Consider the following 23447-nt stretch of genomic DNA (forward strand, 5'->3'; position numbering starts at 1 on the left):
TATGATTATTCCAGCATTAGATATAATAGATAATAAAATAGTTAGACTTTATAAAGGTGATTATAATTTAATTCATTATTATGATTATGATATATATAATTTATTAGATCACTATTATAATTCAGGATCTGATATGATTCATTTAGTTGATTTAAGTGCTGCTCGTGATCCCAACAATACACAAAAGCAGTTTATTATTCAATTAATTCGTTATTTTAAAGGTGTTATACAGTTAGCTGGTGGTATTCGTAATTTAGAAGATATAGAATATTTTTTATCTATAGGGGTGAAAAGAATTGTAGTGGGTTCAGTAATTATTGATAATTTTTCTACATTTAAAACATGGGTAAAAAAATATAGTAATGAATGTATTGTTGCTGCTTTAGATGTTCGGATTAATGATACAAATTGTAAAACAATATCTATTAATGGTTGGAAAAAAAATACTAATATATTGTTAGAAGATATTTTACAAAAATTATCTGATATAGATATTAAATATGTATTATGTACAGATATTTCAAAAGATGGCACTTTATTAGGCCCAAATATCGAATTATATAAATCTTTGAATATACAATTTCCTAAAATTACTTTTCAAGCTTCTGGTGGAATTAGTTCTTTAGAAGATATTAAGAGATTATTAAATATCGGTATTAAAGATATGATTATTGGTAAGAGTTTATTAGAAAATAAATTTACTATTTCAGAGGCTATACAATGTTATCAAAAAGGATTATTCCTTGCTTAGATGTTCGGAAAGGATATGTTGTTAAAGGTATACAATTTAAAAATCATGTTATTGTTGGTGATATTATATCTCTTGCAAAAAAGTATGCTATGGAAGGTGCTGATGAATTAGTATTTTATGATATTCATGCATCAGTTACTAATTCTACAGTGGATAAAAAGTGGATATTAAAAGTTGCTAAAGTTATTGATATTCCTTTTTGTGTCGCTGGTGGTATTAAAAGTGTTAAAGATGTACAAACTATTTTATCTTTTGGAGCGGATAAAATTTCAATTAATTCTCCTGCCCTTGATTGTCCTGATTTAATTTATAAAATTGCTGATAAATTTGGTTCGCAATGTGTAGTGGTTGGTATAGATTCTTGGTTTGATCAAATAAATAATCAATATTATGTATATCAATATACAGGATCCGAAAAAACTATCAAGAGAACTCGTTGGAATACTATTAATTGGGTTAAGAAAGTACAGGATTTAGGGGTTGGAGAAATTGTTTTGAATATGATTAATCAAGATGGTATTAGGAAGGGTTATGATTTAGTACAATTAAAAAAGATAAAAAAATTTTGTAATGTCCCCTTAATTGCATCAGGAGGAGCTGGTGTTATGAATGACTTTTATAAAGTATTTAGTATTGCTAATGTAGAAGGAGCATTAGCTGCATCAGTATTTCACAATAAAATATTCAGTATTAAACAATTAAAATGTTTTTTAGTTAATCGAGGAATCAAAATACGAGAATGTTAGATAATCATTTTTTACAGATAAATTGGGATAAGGTAAATGGTTTAATTCCTTGTATAATACAAAATATTCATTCTAGTTCGGTATTAATGTTAGGTTATATGAATCAAGCTGCTTTATTACATACTCAAAAATACAAAAAAGTAACATTTTATTCTAGGACTAAAAAAAGATTATGGACTAAGGGAGAAAAATCAGGTAATTTTTTGAATGTTATACGTATTGTTTTGGATTGTGATCAAGATAGTTTATTAATTTTAGTTGACCCTATTGGTAATACATGTCATTTAAAACAGCAAAGTTGTTTTAATAGTTGTAACTCTTATTATACTAATTTTTTTTCTTTAGAAAATAAAATTAGATTAAAAAAAAATATGCATGTTGATCATTCGTATACTGCTATGTTACATATTAAAGGTATAGAAAAAATAGCACAAAAATTGGGTGAAGAATCCATTGAAGTGGTGATAGCTTCTATGAAAAATAATAAATTAAATTTAATTAATGAATCGGCTGATTTAATATATCATTTATTAGTTTTGTTACATTATCATGAACTAAATTTTAATATTTTAATAAAAGCTTTATATAATCGTCACAAGATATTATAAACTCATTTGTGTAAAGTAAAAAAATTTTTATTATTATTAATCAATGATAGAAATGATAAATTTTATTACTTTTAGGATACAAGAATATGAAAAAAAATGATATTGGTGTAGTTGGTATGGCTGTCATGGGTAAAAATTTAGCATTAAATATTGTTAATAATGGATATGATGTTTCTATATTTAATAGAACATCAGATAAAACAACTGCAGTTGTTTTAAACAATCCTAAAAAAACAATATTTCCATTTTTTTCAGTAAAAGATTTTGTACATTCTTTAAAATCTCCAAGAATAATATTATTAATGGTTAAATCGGGTAATTCTACTGATGATATTATTCAATTAATTTTACCATATTTAAATGAGAATGATATTATTATTGATGGTGGTAATTCTTTTTATAAAGATACAATAAGAAGATATCATTTTTTATTAAAATATAAAATTAATTTTATTGGTGCTGGAATATCTGGGGGAGAACATGGCGCTTTACATGGCCCTTCTATTATGCCTGGGGGGGATAGGAAAGCATATGATATTGTATATCCTATTTTAAAATCTATATCAGCTAAATTTAATGGTGAACCATGTGTTTCTTATATTGGACCAGATGGGTCTGGTCATTATGTTAAGATGGTACATAATGGTATAGAATATGCTGATATGCAATTAATTGCAGAATCATATTCAGTTTTAAAACATATTTTACATTTAAATAATCAAGAAATTTCTGATATTTTTAATGTATGGAATGAAGGTGAATTAAATAGTTATTTACTTGAAATTACTAAAAATATTTTTACAAAAAAAGATAATAATTATGACTTAATAGATTGTATTTTAGATCAAGCGGATAATAAAGGTACTGGAAAATGGACTTGTCAAGAATCATTAGATCTAAATGAACCGTTAACTTTAATTACTGAATCTGTTTTTGCTAGATATATTTCTTCTTTAAAATCACAAAGAATGTTAGCTTCTAAAATATTACATGGTCCTAAAAAAAAAATAATTATTGATAATAAATGTGATTTTATAGAAAAAATTAGACAATCATTGTATTTAGGTAAAATTATTGCTTACTCTCAAGGATTTGCACAAATAGCTAGTGCTTCTAAAAAATATTTTTGGAATTTAAAATGTTGCGATATTGCAAAAATTTTTCGATCAGGATGTATTATTCAATCTAAATTTTTACAAGAAATTATAGAAGTATATAAGTATGATAATATTATAATTAATCTATTATTATTACCGTATTTTAAAAGTGTTGCAAATAAATATCATCATTCTTTAAGATTTGTTGTATCATCTTGTATTAATTTTGGTATTTCTGTTCCTGTATTTTCCTCAGCTATCTCTTATTATGATGGTTATAGAACCTCAGTTTCTTCAGCGAATTTAATTCAAGCACAAAGAGATTTTTTTGGATCACATACTTATAAAAGAAATGATATGGAAGGTATATATCATACTCATTGGATGGGTTAAGGGTCTGGTTAATTAACATTTTTTTATTATTATTATTTTTTCATATGGTTTTGTATTTAAATGAGGCTAATATAAACAATATTTATGTTTATATTAGCTTAATAATTTTATTTTTATATTTTAGTATTTATAAATTAAATTATTATGTATAATAATTATATAATATGTATAAATATAATTAATATTATGGATTTTTTAAAAAAAAAATTTTAGTTACTTGTGCTTTACCATATTCTAATGGACCTATACATATTGGTCATATGTTAGAACATATTCAAGCAGATATATGGGTTAGATATAAAAGAATGCTGGGGCATGAGGTATGGTTTATTTGTGCTGATGACACACATGGAACAGCAATTATGATGAAATCTAAAGAATATAATATTTCTTCAGAAGATTATATTGCTAAAGTATTTGAAAATCATAAATTGGATTTTAAAAATTTTAACATATCATATAATAATTATTATTACACACATAGTAAAGAAAATTTATATTTTGTAAGAAAAATATATTATAAATTAAAATTAAAAAATTTAATTAGTATTAAAAATGTTCAACAATTATATGATGTAAAAGAAAATATGTTTTTACCAGATCGGTTTGTACAAGGAATGTGTCCTATTTGTTATGCTAAAAACCAATATGGTGATACTTGTGAAATATGTGGTTCTTGTTATAAATCTATAGAATTAATCAATCCTATATCTAATATATCATATACTAAACCTATTGTGAAAAGTTCTACGCATATTTTCCTAAACTTATCTATTTTACAAGGATATTTATATAATTGGATTTGTTCAGGTGTTTTATCTGATAAAATATTAAATAAAGTAAAAGAATGGTTTACAAAGGATTTAAAGTCATGGAATATATCAAGAGATTTACCTTATTTTGGTTTTTTAATACCGGATATGTTAGATAAATGTTTTTATGTTTGGTTAGATGCTCCTATTGCTTATATTAGTGTATTTAAAAATTTATGTAATAAAAATTTATTATTAAATTTTGGTGATTTTTGGAAATATAATTCTGATACTGAATTATATCATTTTATCGGAAAAGATATTATTTATTTTCATTCTTTATTTTGGCCAGTGTTGTTATATGGTATTAATTTCAGAAAACCAAATAAAATTTTTGTTCACGGACATGTTACTGTAAATGGTAAAAAGTTATCTAAATCTAAATCTAATTTTATTACGGCTAGTAAATGGATGAAATTTTTTGATTCTGATAGTTTACGGTATTTTTATGCTTCAAAATTATCTTCTAGTATAGAGGATATTGAAATGAATATACAAGAATTTATTTGTAAGATTAATTCCGATATTGTTAATAAAGTGGTAAATTTAGCATCTCGTAGTGCTAGTTTTTTACAAAAATATTTTAATAACGTTTTGTCTGCTAAATTAGAGGATGTAAAATTATATAATTTTTTTGTTACATACTCTAAAAAAATAAGCAATTTATTTGAAATGGGAGATTTTAAATTAGTTATTGTTGATATTATTAAGTTATCAGATATAGCAAATCAATATATTAATGATAAAAAACCTTGGGGTTTTATCATCAAAAAGAAAAATATAAAATTACAAGAAATTTGTTCGATGGGTATTAATTTATTTCGGATAATTATGGTTTTTTTAAAACCCATTGTTCCTGATTTAGCTAAGAGGTCAGAAATATTTTTAATTGACAAATTACAATGGAATAGTATTTCTATACCATTATTAAATCATCGTATTAATTGTTTTAAACCTTTATATAATAGGATTAATAATAATGTGTTAAATAATTATTTTAAATAATTATTTATCCAAGATATTGTCCAGTAATTTGTATTATTTTTTTGTATTGTATAAATATTTATTAATCCTATAATACAAATTAATTTATTATTATAAAATAATAAAGGAATTTTATTTCTATACCAAGGGAGAATTTTATTTTCTTGCCAAATATTTTTAATTGATTTTGTATATTTTTGATGAATAAGTACTTTTTTATTACATTGAAATCTAATATTAACTAAATCATTTTTTTTTGGTTTTGGAATTTTCGTTCCATATTTATTTTGTGTAATAATTCCTAAATTTTCAGGTAATTTTAATGGTTGTTTACAATTATTCCAAAATAATATTGTATTTTTTATATTTTTATAAATAGGTATTTGAAAAATGTAGTTTTTATAACAAAAAATTTGATAATTATTAAAAATGATTTTTTTATTTATATTACTATTTTGATTATGCAAAATATTTTGGTAAATATTTTGAGTTATTTTATAGGAAATAATATTATTACTATATAATAGTATCCATCTTCTGATTACTAATATTTGTATTTCTTTTATAAATTTTTTTATTGTATCTATTTGAATAGAATGATTATATTGTACATATTTTTCTAAATAACTATCTAAAAAAAAATTTAATGATTTTTCTTGATTGGCGCAGAATTTCATACTACTAATACAGTTTTTTATAAAAAATGGCCATTTTTTTTGGATTGGATTGATGATGTTATTGCGGATAAAATTTCTTTCATATTTATTATTTGTATTACTATCATCCTCAATCCAAGAAATATTATGTAATTTAGCCCATTTTTTAATTTGATTTTTTGTATAATTGATGAGAGGTCTAATGATTACATGTTTTTTATAAAATATACTATTTTTTTTAATTCCAGATACTCCCATCGGCCCGCTTTTTCTTTTAAGTGATAAAAAGAATGTTTCTATTTGATCATTTATATGGTGTCCTGTGACTAGTATTTCATTGGGATGGAGGTGTTTTTTTATAGTATTATATCTTATTTTTCTTGCTGTTGATTGAAAATTTTTTTGGTTTTTAAAATTTATTGTATAAATAGAGATTGGAATATTGTTTTTTTTACATATTTTTTTACAATGTTTACTCCAATTATTAGATAGTAAATGATTTTGATGATTTATATGAATAGATCGTAATTGAATAAATGGATACTGCATTGTAAATGGAATTAATTGATACAATAAAACTGTAGAGTCTAATCCTCCACTATATGCAACTAATATTTTTTGATTTTTTTTAATCTTTTGAATAAAATTTTCAATCAAGATTATAGACCTTATGTTATATACTATATTTTTATTTTTTTATTTTAATATATTTTACGTTCGAGTGGATTTGAACCACCGACTTCCACTATGTCATAGTGGCACTCTAACCATCTGAGTTACGAACGTATTAGATAAATATTTTCAAATCATATTATATTATAATATTTGATTAAAGTAAAAATATTTTTAATTTTATTAATATTATAATAACATCAATACGATGTATTATATATTTATATAACATGAACATTTGGAATATATTATGTTTACTGGAATTATACAAGGTTGTGCGAAGGTTTTAGAAATAAAAAAAAGAAATAAATTATATATATATAAGTTTAAGTTTCCAAAAAATTTATCTTATAATATTAAATTAGGTGATTCTATTTCTAATAATGGTTGTTGTTTGTCGGTAACAGAGATAGATAAAAATAATATTTCTTTTGATGTAATGGAGGAAACTTTATTAGTAACAAATTTATCTTTTTTATCGATTGGATCGATAGTGAACATTGAAAGATCATTAAAATTTGGAGATGAATTAGGTGGACATTTATTATCTGGTCATATTATGAATACTGCTAAAATATATAATATTATTGATGTTGGAGATAGTAAAAAAATCTATTTTGAAATAAAAGATTTACAAATGATGAAATATATATTTTTAAAAGGTTTTATTGGTATTGATGGGATTAGCTTAACTGTTAATAGTATTAAGGATAATACTTTTTCTATTTGTCTAATTCCTGAAACTATATTTAATACTAATATGTTTAGTAGAATGATTGGGGATTTAGTGAATATTGAAGTAGATTATTATACACAAATTATTATTGATAAACTAGATCAGTATTTAAAACAGAAAAATATTGTTGGTCTATAATGGTATATGTAAAATATATATTTTACTTATTGTGTAATGATAAAATGTTATTTGTTGTATATTTATTAATATAATATTAATGATTACATTGATATTTTAGGTGAAAGGATATGATAATAGATCATGTTTTAAAGGAATTAAAGTGGAGAGGTTTTTTAGACAAAGTAAGTAATATATCTAATCTTAAGAACATAGTTACAAAATCCAAAATTGTCTTATACTGTGGTTTTGATCCAACAGGGGATAGTTTACATATTGGTCATTTATTACCTTTATTGTGTTTACAATGGTTCCAAAAATATGGTCATAAAATTATTATTTTAATTGGATATGCTACTAGTTTAATTGGTGATCCTAGTTTTAAAAATAAAAAAAGAGTGTTAGAATTACCTAGTAATTTATTATGTTGGAGTAATAATATTGAAAATCAAATTTATAAAATTTTTAATAAAAATAGTTTTTTAAAACCAATGATATTAAATAATTATCATTGGTTTAAAAATATTAATGTTATTTCTTTCTTAAGAGATATTGGTCAATTTTTTTCAGTAAATAAAATGATTAGTAGAAAATTTGTTCAGAACAGAATTAATGAAACAGAAAAAGGAATATCTTTTACTGAATTTTCATATAATTTATTACAATCATATGATTTTTTACATTTATATAAAAATTACGGCGTTATTTTACAAATAGGTGGATCTGATCAATGGGGTAATATCACTTCTGGGATTAATTTAATACATCGTATGTATAAAAAACAAGTATTTGGTTTTACTATGCCTTTATTATTACAATCTAATGGTATAAAATTTGGTAAAACAGAAAAAAATCAAGTAATTTGGTTAGATAGTAAAAAAACTAGCCCATATATTTTTTATCAGTTTTGGTTAAATATTGATGATGAAAAAATAATTATTTTTTTAAAATTATTTACATTGATAGGTGTTGATCAAATTAATGAAATAAAATTATGTAGTAAAAAGAATATTAATAATGCTAAATCGATATTGGCTGATCAAGTAACAGAAATCGTTCATGGAAAAAAAAAGCTATATGCAGCAAAGCGAATTACTGAAATTTTATTTAATGGTAATATACATGATTTACAAGAATCAGATTTATTACAATTAAAATTGGATGGTTTGCCGTTTATACAAGTTAATGGTTCGGAAGATTTACGACAAGCTTTGGTTAATTCTAAATTATCATCTTCAAGAAGTGATGCATATAGATTAATTATATCTAAAGCTATTAGAATTAACAATCGTAATGAATTAAATCCTAATTATGTTTTTCATAGTATTGATAAATTATTTGGTAAATTTACTATTTTAGGAAAAGGAAAAAAAAATTATTTTCTGTTATGTTGGTAATAAATATATTTATATTTTTTTAGATAACGAAAAACTTTTTCCACATCCACAAAATTGTTGTATTTTTGCATTATCAAATTGTAAACTATAATTTATTTCATCATTTTTAATTAATTTAATTATCGTACCATCAAAAAACTGCATATACTTTATTGGAATATAAATTTTAATTTTTTTTTCATTATATATATAATATTTTTTTTTTTCAATATTATCTTTGTTGTTTATTATAGAAAAATAATATTGAAATCCAGCACATCCTGATTTTTTTATTTTAATTTTGATTCCTTGTTGTGCATTATTTTTATTTATTATATTTGTTATATGTTTTTGTGCAGATTGTGTTAAAGATATCCCTATAAATTTATTTTTCATATTTTATAATTTTATAATTAATTTATTTTTTATTATACATTATACTGAATTTTGTTTTATGGAAATAGATTATATTGTATTGTATGTATATTAAATAAAATATATTATTGTATATTAATATATTTTATGTTATTGAAATTATAATACAATTAGTTATTGTATTTAATTATATATTTTAATTATATTATATTTAAAATTAATTCATGTAGAGAATGAAATGCAAAAAACAGATGGATTACGTACAATACGAATTGATCCGTTAATTACCCCTTTAGATTTAGCATATCATTACCCTATTACAGATGATATTATGCATAATGTAATTCAAGCAAGAAAAAATATTGCTAATATTATGATAGGTAAAGATAAGCGATTATTAGTAGTGATTGGGCCATGTTCAGTACATGATCCTATTGCAGCAGTAGAATATGCAAATAAATTAAATGAATTACGTAAGAAATATTATTCTAGATTAGAAATAGTAATGCGTACATATTTTGAAAAACCAAGAACTGTAGTAGGTTGGAAAGGATTAATTACTGACCCTGATCTTAATAATACGTTTAATATAAATAGGGGTTTAACAGTAGCCCGTAAACTATTATTAGATATTAATAAAATAGGTATACCAGCTGCAACTGAATTTTTAGATATGATTATTGGTCAATTTATTGCTGATTTAATTAGCTGGGGTGCAATTGGAGCGCGTACGACAGAAAGTCAAATACATAGAGAAATGGCTTCTGCTATTTCTTGTCCTATTGGTTTTAAAAATGGGACAGATGGCAATATTAATATTGCTATTGATGCTATTCGTGCAGCACAGGTTAAACATTTATTTTTAGCTCCAAATAAAAATGGACAAATGACAATTAATCATACTAGTGGTAATCCATGTTCTCATATTATCTTACGAGGTGGTAAAAATCCTAATTACTATTATGATGATATTATGTTGGCATGCAAAAAATTACAGAAATTTAATCTTCCTGAGTTTTTAATGATTGATTTTAGTCATGGTAATTGTTTAAAACAATATATGATGCAATGTGAAGTATCAAATTCTGTTTGTAAACAAATTATGGAAGGATCGGAAAACATTGCTGGTGTTATGATTGAGAGTTTTTTAAAATCTGGTACACAAAATGTTTCTTCTAAAAAAGATATGTTATATGGTCAATCTATTACTGATCCATGTATTGGTTGGGATGATACTGTATTAATATTGTCAGATTTAGCGAAAGCTGTTAGTAGTAGATTTTAAATATAATACCAATCATTATGATTGGTATTATTTCATATAATACATAATCATTATAGATGATAAATTATATTTTAATTAATCGTTTTTATTTATTTATATATTAAATGTATTATAATATAAATACATATTGACATGAATAAATTTTTATAAAAGGATATAAAATGCCTGTTATTACCTTGTTGAATGGTAGAAAAATGGTATATAAGCATATTGTTTCTTTAATACAAATAGCTGAGGATATGAAACCAGGATTATCGAAAATTGCTGTTGGTGCTCTTGTAAATGGAGTAATTGTTAATATTCATTGTATGGTATGGTATAATGCAAATGTTTATATTTTAACTATGTATGATACACAATCAATTAATTTAATTCGGTACTCTTGTATACAATTATTATCTTATGCTTGTAAACTTCAGTGGTCAAATGCGAAAATAGCTACAGGTTGTCTAACTCAAAATGGATTTTATTGTGATATTGATATTAATCATACTATTAATCAAAGCGAATTATTCAAATTAGAACAATTAATGTATAATATAGTAAAAAAAAATTATGATATTCTTTTTCAAAGAATACAGTACGATATATTAAAAAATTGGTTTCGTAACAATAATGAAATGTACAAATTATATTGTTTAGAAAAGAATTTTTTTACAGGATCGTACATACCTATATATTATCATGAAAATTATGTAGATTTTTATTATGGCCCACAGGTATCGAATATTAAATTTTGTACATATTTTAAATTACAGAGTATTTCTGGTGCGTATTGGGGTGGGAATAAATCAAATAAGATGTTGCAGCGTATTTATGGTACAGCATGGTTAAACCAAAATCAATTATCTAGTTTTTTAAATCAATTAGAAATTTTAAAAAATAGGGATCATAGATTAATTAATAAAAAAATGAAATTGTATCATATTGCGGAAGACTCTTCTGGAATGGTTGTTTGGCATAAAAATGGATTAATTATTTTTCAGGCATTAGAAAATTTAATTAGAAGACAATTGAAACAATGGGAATATCAGGAAGTTAAAACTCCGATAGTAATGAATTCATCAATGTGGAAGGTTAGTGGTCATATTGACCATTTTCATAATTCTATGTTTTATACAGAATCAGAAGGTCAAAGGTATTGTCTCAAACCTATGAATTGTCCAGCCCATGTACAAATTTTTAATAGTAGTTTGAGATCTTATCGAGATCTTCCTATTAGAATTGCTGAATTTGGAGTTTGTCATAGAAATGAATATTCCGGTTCTTTACATGGTTTATTGAGATTAAAAAGTTTTACGCAAGATGATGGACATATCTTTTGTACTCCATTACAAGTACAAAGTGAAATTATAAATTGTATTAGGATGATTTTAAATATTTATAAAATATTTGGATTTCATAAAGTACATGTTAAATTGTCTACTAGACCTAAAAATAAAATTGGTACGGAATCGTTATGGAATCAAGCTGAGTCAGATTTAAGAAATGCTTTATTAAATAGTCAGATTAATTTTCAATATCAAATAGGAGCAGGTGCTTTTTACGGACCTAAAATTGAGTTTGTTTTAGAAGATTGTTTAAATAGATTCTGGCAGTGTGGTACAATACAGTTGGATTTTTCTTTACCTTATCGTTTTTCTTCATATTATATTGATTATCGTAATAATAGACAGATTCCAATTATGATTCATAGAGCGATATTTGGTTCTATAGAAAGATTTATTGGTATCTTATTAGAACAATACGCTGGTTGTTTACCCATTTGGTTATGTCCAATACAAGTGGTAATCATTAGTGTTCATAATAGTTACAATTCGTATATTTTTAATATATATCAAAGATTATACAATGCAGGTATTAGAGTACAATATGATATTGGGGAAGAAAAAATTAATTTTAAAATTAGAAAATATGTAATGGAATATGTGCCATATATATTAATTTGTGGAGCAAAAGAAGTACATTCTCAAACAGTAAGTGTGCGTATTAGAAGAAATAGCATGATTCAAGTCATGAATTTAGATTTTTTTATTAACAAAATACATAATAAAATTATAACTTATAGTTTTTAATATTGGAGGAACATAGTATAAAACCTGGAAATCGTGTTAACTTTATTAAAAATAGTTTGATTAACAGTAAAATTAAAGCTCTTACAGTACGATTAATTGGATTAAATAATGAGTTCATTGGTATTGTTCCAATTGAAGAAGCATTACAACATGCACAAGATTTAGAGTTAGATTTAGTACAAATTAGTGCTAATGCTAATCCTTGTGTATGTCGAATTATGGATTATGGGAAGTTTTTATATAAAAAAAATAAAAATCTTAAAGAACAGAGGAAAAAACATAAAGCATTACAAATTAAAGAAATTAAATTCCGACCTAATACACACCAAAATGATTATCAGGTAAAATTAAAAAATTTAATTAGATTTTTAAATAAAGGGAATAAGGTTAAAGTAACATTGCGGTTTAGGGGTAGGGAGATGGCCCATAATTATATTGGCATTAAAATTTTAAATAAAATTAGGTCGGATTTAATAAATTTTTCTATAACAGAATATTTTCCTTCTAAAGTAGAAGGAAGACAAATGGTTATGCTTTTGTCTCCTAAAAAGATATAATGTGTGATTATTTATTTTTTATATTTGAGTTTTATATTATGCCTAAAATGAAAACTTTAAAAAGTGCGTCTAAAAGATTTAAGAAAACTGCTTCTGGTAATTTTAAACATAAACAATCTAATTTACGTCATATTTTAACTAAAAAAAGCAAACAGTGTAAAAGACATTTGCGTAGTAAAGTGTTCGTTCTGCAATCAGATAAGAAGAGTATTAAATCTTTTTTTCCATATATGTAAACTTTATGTACGTATTTTCTGTCATAGTATTTTATTGAAAGTAAAAAAGGAGATTAGATGGTTAGAATTAAAAGGGGAGTGATTGCTCACGCAAAACATAAAAAAATATTGCATCAGTCTAAAGGATATTACGGTGCTAGATCTAGAACATATAGATCTGCCTATCAAGCAGTTATTAAAGCTGGTCAATATGCTTATCGTGATCGTAGACAAAAAAAAAGACAATTTCGTAAGTTATGGATTACTAGAATTAATGCCGCTGTTCGACAACATGATTTATCATATAGTAATTTTATGTATGGTTTAAGTAAAATATATGTTCAGATTAATCGTAAGATGTTATCTAATCTTGCTATTAATAATAAAAATGCTTTTAATATCTTAATACAAAATGTAAAAAATTATTTTCAATAAAATTTTATTGGATGTCAGTTAATTATAATATAAGCTTCTTTTGTTTGGAAGCTTATACCAATAAATATTTATTATGTGGTGGTTATTTTGAGTAAAATTATATCAAATTTTGATACTATAAAATATATTAATAAATTTAGATTAGAATTAAATAAAGTGAATAGTATACAAGAATTAGAAATATTACGTATTCAATATCTTGGTAAAAAAGGTTTTATTTTAAGTCATATTAAAAAATTGCCCAATTTATGTATTATAGATAGAAAATCAATTGGTCAAAAAATAAATTATTTAAAATGTTATATACAAGACGCGATTAATAAAAAAAAAATTGAGTTTAAAAATATATATATTAAAAAAAAAATTGTTTCTGAAAAATTAGATATTTCATTACCTGGGAAAAGAAACGATATTGGTTCTATGCATCCAATTAATAGTATGATCAATTATATAAAGAATTTTTTTCATACATTAGGATTTACAATTATTATAAATGAATTAGAAATAGAAAATCAATATTATAATTTTGATTCTTTAAATATTCCTGTTTATCACCCATCTAGAAATAGTCAAGATACCTTTTGGTTTGATTCTAATAATTTATTAAGAACACAAACTTCTAATATGCAAATTCATGAAATTAAGAAACATCAATTGCCAATTAAAATTATTGTTCCTGGAAAAGTATATCGTAAAGATTATGATCAAACACATAGTCCTATGTTTCATCAGATAGAAGGGTTAGTTATTGATAAACATGTTAATTTTTCTAATTTAAAATGGATTATTAATAGTTTTTTATATAGTTTTTTTGGTCAAAATATACAAACTCGATTTCGGGCTTCTTATTTTCCTTTTACTATATTATCATCAGAAGTAGATGTTATGAGTAACAATAATGTTTGGTTGGAAATTTTAGGATGCGGGTTGGTACATCCGGATATTTTAAAAAGATTTAATATTAATCATAAAATATATTCAGGGTTAGCTTTTGGTGTAGGGGTGGAAAGATTAGTGATGTTATATTACGGTTTAAAAGATTTACGTTTGTTTTATAAAAATGATTTATCTTTTTTAAAACAATTTAATAGGAGTAGGTATTTTTAATGAAATTGAGTGAATATAGTTTATGTGGTTGGATAAATTGTTTTTTAGATATGAAGAAGATATACGCACAAATCACTGTTTCTGGAATAGAAGTGGAAAGTATTCATAGTATATTTGGAAATTATAACAATTTATTTATTGGAGAAATAGTATCATTTTTTAAACACCCTATTGATTCATGTATGTATATTGTACAAGTGGATATTAAAACAAAGTACATTCATGTTATATGTCGAAGTAGTCATATTAAAAAAAATATGAAAGTTATTGTTGGAATCATAGGTTCAACATTATCCAATGGTACGGTTATAAAACCCTTTAGTACAAATTATATAGTTTCGGAAGGATTAATATTGCGATTTAAAGATTTGAATATATTTACTAATAAGAATCATATTATATATTTACCACATTCCGCTCCATTAGGTATAGAATTTAAAGATTATTTATTTTATAAAGATAAAATTATTAAAATCAATAATCTACCTAATAGAATGGATTTATTAGGATCTTTTGGAGTAGCTAGAGAAATATGTATTTTAAATCACCTTCCATTACCTAAAACATTAAATATTTCTTATGCATTGTTAAATGATAATCATTGTAAAGTAAAAATAGATGATATAATATTTCGTTATTCTTATAGAATTATTCAAGGGATAAATTTGAAAATTGTTACACCGATATGGATGAAAGAAAAACTTCGAAGATGTTCTATTAAATCTGTTAATATTGTTGTAGATATTATTAATTATGTTTTTTTAGAATTAGGTCATTCTTTATATGTATATAGTTTTTTAAATAATTTACATAATATTTATGTACGATATGCTAAAAAAAATGAATCTATTTATTTAAATAATAATAGGAATATTGTATTAAATAGTAAAAATTTAGTTCTTTCCACTAAAGTTAATATTATTTCCTTATTAGGTAATATAAATTTTAATGATTTTCCTATTAATTTAAATAATACAAATTTATTTATTGGATCAATATTCATTGACCCAAAATTATTAATTCGTTCTATTTATCAATTAAAATTAAATAATGATGATGTAGTTTATAATGAATATTATGTTGATCCTATTTTACAAGAGCAAGCTGTAGAGTATGCTACAAATTTATTTTTAAATATCTGTGGAGGTTGTGTTTCTCCTATTTTAAATTATTCTTCATTAAAATTTCATTTTTATATTAATAAAAGAATAAAGTTGTATCTTAATCATATAAATAAGTTAATAGGTTATAGAATTGACACGATTATTATATATAATTTGCTTCAGCAGATGAAATATATCATATACATGCATGATAAATTTTGGTATGTAATACCTCCTTTGTGGAGATTAGATATTTGTATAGAAGAGGATGTTATTTCTGATATTATGAAGGTATATAATTTTAATTCTGTTGTAATTGCTCCATTGCATGTAAATAATACAACTGTTCAAAATTATACTCAAGATTATGCTTTAAAAAGAGTGAAATATTTGTTAATTGATAAAGGATACCATGAAGTTATCAACTATAGTTTTATTAATCCAAAAATACAAAAATGTATGCAACCAAATAAAAAATCTCTTTCTTTAATAAACCCTATGTCTATAGAAATGTCTTGTATGCGTAATTCTTTATGGGTTGGTTTAATTAAAAATTTATTATATCATCAAAATAGACAATATGATGAGGTAAAATTTTTTGAGAGTGGTGTATGTTTTATTCCTAATCAAGAAAGTAGAATGGGAGTAGATCAAAATATATTTTTATCTGGTATAATTGGTATTAATGGTGATAAAAAATCTTTATATACGTATGATGATAAGTTTGACTTTTATAATTTAAAAGGGGATATAGAATCTATATTTAATGTAATAGGGTGTTTAGAAAGAATTAAATTTAAAAAATCTATTATTCCTGCTTTGCATCCTAAAGATAGTACTACTATATTACTTGATGATGCGGTTATTGGTTTTTTAGGTTCTTTAAATCCTGTTTTAGTAGATAAATTTAATATAAATTATTCTGTTTTTTTATTTGAGATTTTTTGGTTTAAAATATTTTATTCTAACGTACAGTTTATTAAAAATGTTTCAGAATTTCCATATAGTAAAAGAGATATTTCTATTATACTTGCTGAAAATATTTTAGTGAATGATGTTGTTATATTTTGTAAAAAATATTTTTTTGATAAAATAGTAGATATTAAAATTTTTGATATATATCAAGGGGATTCTATACCGAATAAAAAAAAAAGTATATCATTACAATTTATATTTCAGGATTTATTATATACTTTACATGATAAAGAGATTGATTATATGTTAAAATGTTATCTTATATATCTAAGAAATGAGTTTTCTATTTTTATGAGAAATTAATTGATTCGGAAAATTTTTATATTTTTATAGATTGAATAATTTTTATATTAGTAAATTTATTTATTTATTTTTATAAAAATATTTTTTATATATTTTATTATATATCATTAAATTTATTACCATATGGTTTGTATTTTATATTACTTAATAAAATTTGATTATTTTGTATTTTAAATTGTATGAAGTAATATTTTAATTTTATTTTATATATTTTAATTTGCAAAAAATTTTTATGATACATGTATTATAATTTAATTGGTCTTATTTTTTTATATAAATATTAATTGTATGTGAATAATTTTTTGTACTTTATAGTATTTTATAATATAAAAAATTTTATTTTGTTAAATTGATAATTTGGTGAAATGAGTAATTTTTTTAAAAAAATTTTTAATGATTAATAATAATGTAACGCGATTAATTTTTAATTCTGGATGAGAATATTGAATAGAAATATTATTTAAAAAATAATTTATTGAATTATAGAATTGAAATAAGGTTTTTAATGCTTGATGATATTTTTTTTTATGAATCATAATATTTAATATATTGTCAGTATATTTTGTTTTTATAAAAATTATTTTTTCTTTTTTATTTTTTATAAGTGAATAATTAATTTTATAATTTTTATTATCATTCATGTTCATTATTTTGAATAAATTAGAAATTCTTTTATATATAATAATTAAATTATTTAATTTTTTTGTATTATGGTATTGAAATAATAATTTAATTATTGTATCTATTGTAACTAGATTATATTTATGTACAGATAATACAGATTCAATGATATTAAAATGATATTTTTTTCTATACCATCTTTTTAGTCTTGTAATAATAAATGTTATAATTTGATGAATTGGGTTGTATATTAAACTATTGATATTATATATATCAATTGTTTTTTTTATTAAAGAATATAAGTTAATATTAATTTTTTTTTCTAAAATAATTTGTATAATATTTAATGCAATTCTTCTTAAATAAAATGGATCTTTATTATTTTTAGGTATTTGATTAATTAAAAAAAATCCTACTATAGTATCTATTTTATCTGTAAGGGATAGCGTATAACTAATTACATTATTTGATATATCCTTGTTAGAATTTGTAGGTTGATATTGTTCTTTTATAGATATTGCAATTGTATGTTGTTCATTGCTATTTTTTGCATAATACATTCCAGCAATTCCTTGTAATTCAGGATATTCATATACAATAGATGTTTTCAGATCACATTTGGATAAAAATGCTGCTCTAGTACTATTTTTTAAGTTTGCTTTTGTATATTGTGTAATATATTGTATTAAATGAATTAATCTTTTTGTTTTATGAAACATACTACCTAATGCTTCTTGGAATATTATTTTTTTTAATAATATAAAATATGATTTTAATGGTATATATTGATCATTTTTTAGAAAAAAAACTGTATCTGATAATTTTGCTTGTAAAACTATTTGATTACCTTGAATAATTTTTTCTGATTTTTTAGAAGGGAGATTAGATATAATTATGAAATGATTGGTTATTTGATTATTTTTTTTATATATGATTAAATATTTTTGAATTTTTTCTAATATATGTATTAAAATATATTTTGGTATATTTAAGAATTTTTTTTTAAATTTTCCATGTAAAACATTTGGCCATTCTACCAAACATGTTATTTCTTTTAATAGATATGTATTATTTTTTATTTTCCCTCCTATTGTTTGAGAAATTTTTGTTGATTTATATTGAATTATTTTTTTTCTAATATAGTAATTTGCTATTACTTTTCCTTTTTTATATAGTATATTTTCATATTCTTTTGCATGGTATATTTGTATTTTTTTCGGAATGGTAGCAATATTACCTTGTAAATATTTTTTTGTAGATATTCCCATTTTATCAAATATAATATATTGATTATCTAGTAATATTAGAATATTTCTAATTGGTCTAATAAATTTTATATCATATTCATTCCATTGTATAGATTTGATAATTGATATATTTTTGATTGATTGTATTATAATTTTCGGTATAATACATTTTATTTTTTTTTTTTTTTTATATTGCTTATATGACAACCAAGCACCTTGTACGGTTTGTAGGACTTTTGTATCTGTGATATGAATATGAAATTTTTTTAACCATTTTAATGCTGCATCGGTTAATAATCCTTCTTTATTAAATGCGTTTTTTATTGAAGGACCTCGTTGATTAATGTGTTGGATAGTATTTGTTGTATGAATTTTTTGAATTTGTAAAGCAATTCTTCTTGGAGTATCAAATAATTTTATGCTATTAAATTGAATATTATGTTTATATAAGTTGGATGCAATATTATTGTAAAAATTTTTTGCAATATTTCGAATGTATTTTGGTGGCATTTCTTCAGTATTAATTTCTATAAGTAGATAATTATATTTCATATTTTATTTCGTAACCTGTATATTTATTTAAATCTTTTTTTATTCTTTTAATAAAAAATAATATTTAGCTATTTTAATTGATATAGATCTGATTTGTAAAATATATTTTTGTCTTTCTGTATTAGATATGATTTGTCGAGCATCTAATAAATTAAAGTTATGTATTGAGTATAAAATATGTTCGTATGCTGGTATTATTAATGGTGGTTTATATTGTAACAGTCTTTTAGATTCTTTTAAGTGTTGATTAAATAATTTTATTAATAATTTAATATTAGAGTATTGAAAATTATATATTGATTGTTCTAATTCATTTTTTTGGAATAATTCTTGATATGTTATTTGAGAATTATTATTTTTATCCCATATAATATCATATACATTGTTAATATTTTGAATATGTATAGCTAATCTTTCTAACCCATAGGTAATTTCTACTGTACTAGGATTACATGTTATTGCTCCTATTTTTTGAAAGTATGTAAATTGTGTAATTTCCATTCCATTTAGCCATACTTCCCACCCTATACCCCATGCACCTAGTGTTGTATTTTCCCAATTATCTTCAACAAATCTAATATCATTTGATTTATAGTTTATATTTATTTTTTTTAAAGATTGTAAATATAAGTATTGAATATTTTTAGGCGCAGGTTTTAATATGACTTGAAATTGATAATATTGTTGCAATCTATTAGGGTTTTTTCCATATCTACCATCTGTTGGTCTTCTAGTATGTTGTAAATATGCTATATTAATTGGATTTTTTTCTATAGCTTTCAAGAAAGTGCAATAATGAAATGTACCAGCTCCAACTGGAAGATCGATAGGTTGTACAATAATACAACCATAATTTGACCAAAATTTTTTTAGTTTTTTTATTATTTCACAGCATGTGTATTTTTTTTTATTCATATTTTATTTTATTATATTTTTTATTACAATTTTGATGTTTATAATAATATTTAATATTTTTTTATTGATTAATATATTTAAAATATTTTATAAAAAATATATATTATAATTATAATATTGATATATTACATTATAAGATAAATTATTTTTTAGGTTTATTATCTTTATTATTTAAACAGGATGCATTATGTTAGTAATACACGGATTAATTCGTTTAAATATTGGTACGAGTTCTAGTAGACAATTAAGAAAAAGAAATAATAAAATACCTAGTGTTGTATATGGAAAAGATCAACAAACAATATATTTTTCATTAGATCATGATATTATTTTTAATATGCAAAAAAAACCTCAATTTTATACTGATAGTATGATGTTAAGAATTGATTCGAATAAATATTTAGTTTGTGTTAAAGAAGTACAGAAACATTGTTTTAAACCTAAATTATTACATATTGATTTTTTATATAAATAGATATATTGATACATTTATTATATTTTATATTTATAATATCATTTTTTATTATATAAAATTATTTTTATTTTTTTTTTTTTGTATATTAATATATTTTATATAAATTAATTTTAAGAATATGTAAATATAAAATATAATATCTTATTTAAAGGACTTTATTTTTGTTTATTTTTGAATATTTTCCATATTATAAATATTATTATACTGATTATACATATGATTGGTAAAATAATGATTTTTAATATATATTTTTTTGAATCAAAATAATTACTTTGAAGAAGTGTGCTTGTTAGTATACCGGGTGAAAAATATAATATAGGCCATATTATACATCCAATGACACTAGGTGTGATAAAATATTTTATAGGTATATTTAACATTCCTGATATCATAGGAATTAAAGGTCTAGTTGGTCCTATAAATTTCCCTATTAATATGGTAATAATACTATATTTAATTAATGTATTTTTTGTTTTATTAAATAATTTTATATTTCTTTTTAGTATATTTATATGGTATATTTTTTTTTTAAATTTCCAACCAATATAATAAGATACATAATCACTAATTAAACACCCAATACTTGCTGTTATCCATGCTTGATATAATGGAATTTTACCATTTCCAATTAAAGCTCCTAAAGCTGTCATAATAATAATACTGGGTAATAAAAAACCAATTAATGCTAAAGACTCAAAAAATGTTATTAATGCAATAATTATTAATGGGTGTTTAGTAGATTCTGTAATCAAGTATGTCAAACAAGATTTCATAATTTTTTTTTTTGAAATAATATATTAATAATTTTGTAATATTATTTTATTTTTTATATTCATTTTTTATTAAAAATTAAATGATATGTTAAAAGATATAATATTGTGTATTTTATAAAAAGATACATTACATCAATGTGAATATAATTTAAAAATATGCATACATTAGTATATAAAAAATTGTATTATAATAAAAAATTCGGACAGAATTTTTTAAAAGATAAAAAGATAGTTAAGAAAATAATTAATTTTATTAACCCATCTTGTTTAGATATTTTAGTAGAAATTGGTCCTGGTCTAGGTGCTTTGACTGAACCTATTTGTCGTATTGTAGATAATTTAGTATTAGTAGAAATAGATAAAAATGTATTGTATTTTTTGGAAAAAGAAAAATATTTTCATAAATTATTGATATTTAATCAAGATGTGATGAGTTTTAATTTTGAAAAATTATCAATAATAAAAAAAAGTATGTTACGTATTTTTGGTAATTTACCATATAATATTTCTGTAAAATTAATTTTGTATTTAATTAAATTTAGTAATTATATTATTGATATGAATTTTATGGTACAAAAAGAAGTAGCTAATCGTTTCATTGCACAACCTGGGAGTAAGATGTATGGCAGATTAAGTATTATTATGCAGTGTTATTACGATATTAAGTTAGGTTTTGATGTTGGAGCAAATGCTTTTTCCCCTACACCAAAAGTACAATCTACTTTTTTGCAATTAATTCCTAAAAAAATACCATTATATCCTTATAATAAAATTAATTTTTTGAAAGAAATAACTTTTCTATCTTTTACAAACAGAAGAAAGATTTTAAAAAATAGTTTACTGCATATTGTAAATAAAAAAATTTTTTTAAATTTAGGAATTGATATATATTTAAGACCAGAAGATTTATCAGTTATTCAATATTGTCATATTGCTCATATTTTTTATTTATATAAAAATAAATGTTAGTATGACACAATTGTATGTATTATTTTTTTATTTCAATACAATATTTATCATATAACTATTAATATATTTATATTAATGTGTATTTTAATATTGTATTTGAAATATTTTATCTTATCTATTTATATTTATTTTATTACTATATATGATAATTTATAAAGTTTTATTATAGTACATTTTTTATATATTTTATTATTTAAAATTATTTGTAATTTTTATATCTGAATTATATATCATATGATATATAGCATATATTAAAAATTATTTTTAATACAATGAATTTTTCAATATTTTTATTATAAGCATATTGAATTTTTTAAAATTTTATTAATTTTAAATTATAAGATTAATTTTTATTCAGACTATCTAATATATTCACAATAATTAGTTTATGAATTTTTTATATATATTATTATACAGTATTGTGAAATATTAAAATTGGTATATTTAAAAATTTTATAGGTGGTAGTAAATTAATAAGATAAAAATGAATATGATTTTTATATTGCACGATAAAGAT

General features: G+C 22.0%; 21 protein-coding genes and 1 tRNA gene. 16 read left to right on the top strand and 6 right to left on the bottom strand.

What is annotated here, in order from left to right; translation table 11 throughout:
- The first annotated feature begins 1 nt into the window (after window position 1).
- From AB4W54_RS00375 to metG, 5 genes are all read left to right on the top strand, one after another.
- Entirely contained in the window at window positions 2–751 is a 750-nt protein-coding gene (locus tag AB4W54_RS00375; protein WP_367674513.1) for a 1-(5-phosphoribosyl)-5-[(5-phosphoribosylamino)methylideneamino] imidazole-4-carboxamide isomerase, read from the top strand.
- Window positions 721–1497 (top strand): imidazole glycerol phosphate synthase subunit HisF, encoded by a 777-nt coding sequence (hisF, locus tag AB4W54_RS00380; protein WP_367674514.1) that lies wholly within the window; start codon window positions 721–723, stop codon window positions 1495–1497. Before AB4W54_RS00375 ends, hisF begins: the two co-directional genes overlap by 31 nt.
- Window positions 1491–2105: a bifunctional phosphoribosyl-AMP cyclohydrolase/phosphoribosyl-ATP diphosphatase HisIE gene (hisIE, locus tag AB4W54_RS00385; RefSeq protein WP_367674515.1), complete on the top strand. Its 615-nt coding sequence runs from the start codon at window positions 1491–1493 to the stop codon at window positions 2103–2105. The genes hisF and hisIE overlap by 7 nt, the downstream gene beginning before the upstream one ends.
- An 86-nt stretch (window positions 2106–2191) precedes the next feature.
- Entirely contained in the window at window positions 2192–3595 is a 1404-nt protein-coding gene (gene gndA / locus AB4W54_RS00390) for an NADP-dependent phosphogluconate dehydrogenase (protein WP_367674516.1), read from the top strand.
- Between the two features lie 206 nt (window positions 3596–3801).
- Window positions 3802–5412 carry a methionine--tRNA ligase gene (metG, locus tag AB4W54_RS00395; protein WP_367674612.1) on the top strand — a complete coding sequence of 537 codons (1611 nt, stop codon included), beginning with the start codon at window positions 3802–3804 and terminating at the stop codon, window positions 5410–5412.
- Here the strand turns inward: metG and tilS are convergent.
- Window positions 5400–6704, bottom strand: a complete 1305-nt coding sequence (tilS, locus tag AB4W54_RS00400) for a tRNA lysidine(34) synthetase TilS (protein ID WP_367674517.1) — start codon at window positions 6702–6704, stop codon at window positions 5400–5402. The genes metG and tilS overlap by 13 nt on opposite strands.
- A gap of 55 nt (window positions 6705–6759) precedes the next feature.
- A tRNA-Val gene (locus AB4W54_RS00405) sits at window positions 6760–6833 on the bottom strand.
- A gap of 136 nt (window positions 6834–6969) precedes the next feature.
- Between AB4W54_RS00405 and AB4W54_RS00410 the strand changes: the two genes are divergently transcribed.
- Together AB4W54_RS00410 and tyrS are read left to right on the top strand one after the other, a co-directional pair.
- Window positions 6970–7593, top strand: a complete 624-nt coding sequence (locus tag AB4W54_RS00410; protein ID WP_367674518.1) for a riboflavin synthase subunit alpha — start codon at window positions 6970–6972, stop codon at window positions 7591–7593.
- A 110-nt stretch (window positions 7594–7703) separates the two neighbouring features.
- Window positions 7704–8969, top strand: a complete 1266-nt coding sequence (gene tyrS / locus AB4W54_RS00415; protein WP_367674519.1) for a tyrosine--tRNA ligase — start codon at window positions 7704–7706, stop codon at window positions 8967–8969.
- Between the two features lie 9 nt (window positions 8970–8978).
- Here tyrS and AB4W54_RS00420 read toward each other — a convergent pair whose 3' ends face one another.
- Complete coding sequence (locus tag AB4W54_RS00420) at window positions 8979–9344, bottom strand: iron-sulfur cluster assembly accessory protein (RefSeq protein ID WP_367674520.1); 366 nt, start codon at window positions 9342–9344, stop codon at window positions 8979–8981.
- Between the two features lie 217 nt (window positions 9345–9561).
- Here AB4W54_RS00420 and AB4W54_RS00425 point away from each other — a divergent pair, with 217 nt between their 5' ends.
- The 7 genes from AB4W54_RS00425 to pheT all read left to right on the top strand — a co-directional run bounded on the left by AB4W54_RS00425 (window position 9562) and on the right by pheT (window position 17378).
- On the top strand, window positions 9562–10608 hold the full coding sequence (locus tag AB4W54_RS00425) for a 3-deoxy-7-phosphoheptulonate synthase (protein ID WP_367674521.1): 1047 nt from the start codon (window positions 9562–9564) through the stop codon (window positions 10606–10608).
- Between the two features lie 161 nt (window positions 10609–10769).
- Entirely contained in the window at window positions 10770–12683 is a 1914-nt protein-coding gene (thrS, locus tag AB4W54_RS00430; RefSeq protein WP_367674522.1) for a threonine--tRNA ligase, read from the top strand.
- Window positions 12684–12700: 17 nt separating this feature from the next.
- The gene (infC, locus tag AB4W54_RS00435) at window positions 12701–13240 is read left to right on the top strand and encodes a translation initiation factor IF-3 (protein WP_367674613.1); all 540 of its coding nucleotides are present in this window, start codon (window positions 12701–12703) and stop codon (window positions 13238–13240) included.
- Between the two features lie 38 nt (window positions 13241–13278).
- Window positions 13279–13476, top strand: coding sequence for a 50S ribosomal protein L35 (gene rpmI, locus AB4W54_RS00440; RefSeq protein ID WP_367674523.1), 198 nt, complete (start codon window positions 13279–13281; stop codon window positions 13474–13476).
- A 57-nt stretch (window positions 13477–13533) separates the two neighbouring features.
- On the top strand, window positions 13534–13890 hold the full coding sequence (gene rplT / locus AB4W54_RS00445; protein ID WP_367674524.1) for a 50S ribosomal protein L20: 357 nt from the start codon (window positions 13534–13536) through the stop codon (window positions 13888–13890).
- 117 nt (window positions 13891–14007) lie between these two features.
- Window positions 14008–14997, top strand: a complete 990-nt coding sequence (pheS, locus tag AB4W54_RS00450) for a phenylalanine--tRNA ligase subunit alpha (RefSeq protein ID WP_367674614.1) — start codon at window positions 14008–14010, stop codon at window positions 14995–14997.
- Window positions 14997–17378, top strand: coding sequence for a phenylalanine--tRNA ligase subunit beta (pheT, locus tag AB4W54_RS00455; protein ID WP_367674525.1), 2382 nt, complete (start codon window positions 14997–14999; stop codon window positions 17376–17378). Before pheS ends, pheT begins: the two co-directional genes overlap by 1 nt.
- 344 nt (window positions 17379–17722) lie before the next feature.
- Here pheT and glyS read toward each other — a convergent pair whose 3' ends face one another.
- A complete protein-coding gene (gene glyS, locus AB4W54_RS00460) occupies window positions 17723–19798 on the bottom strand; it encodes a glycine--tRNA ligase subunit beta (protein ID WP_367674526.1) in 2076 nt (691 codons plus the stop codon).
- 39 nt (window positions 19799–19837) lie between these two features.
- Window positions 19838–20713 (bottom strand): glycine--tRNA ligase subunit alpha, encoded by an 876-nt coding sequence (locus AB4W54_RS00465; RefSeq protein ID WP_367674527.1) that lies wholly within the window; start codon window positions 20711–20713, stop codon window positions 19838–19840.
- Between the two features lie 187 nt (window positions 20714–20900).
- On the opposite strand from AB4W54_RS00465, the gene rplY reads away from it, so the two are divergent.
- Window positions 20901–21188 (top strand): 50S ribosomal protein L25, encoded by a 288-nt coding sequence (gene rplY, locus AB4W54_RS00470; RefSeq protein ID WP_367674528.1) that lies wholly within the window; start codon window positions 20901–20903, stop codon window positions 21186–21188.
- Between the two features lie 155 nt (window positions 21189–21343).
- Here the strand turns inward: rplY and AB4W54_RS00475 are convergent, their stop codons facing one another.
- Entirely contained in the window at window positions 21344–21961 is a 618-nt protein-coding gene (locus AB4W54_RS00475) for a DedA family protein (RefSeq protein ID WP_367674529.1), read from the bottom strand.
- A gap of 156 nt (window positions 21962–22117) precedes the next feature.
- Between AB4W54_RS00475 and rsmA the strand changes: the two genes are divergently transcribed.
- Entirely contained in the window at window positions 22118–22930 is an 813-nt protein-coding gene (rsmA, locus tag AB4W54_RS00480) for a 16S rRNA (adenine(1518)-N(6)/adenine(1519)-N(6))-dimethyltransferase RsmA (protein ID WP_367674530.1), read from the top strand.
- The last annotated feature ends 517 nt before the right edge of the window (window positions 22931–23447 follow it).

Source organism: Buchnera aphidicola (Pterocallis alni), from assembly GCF_964059075.1.
Taxonomy (GTDB): Bacteria; Pseudomonadota; Gammaproteobacteria; order Enterobacterales; family Enterobacteriaceae; genus Buchnera_L; species Buchnera_L aphidicola_AN.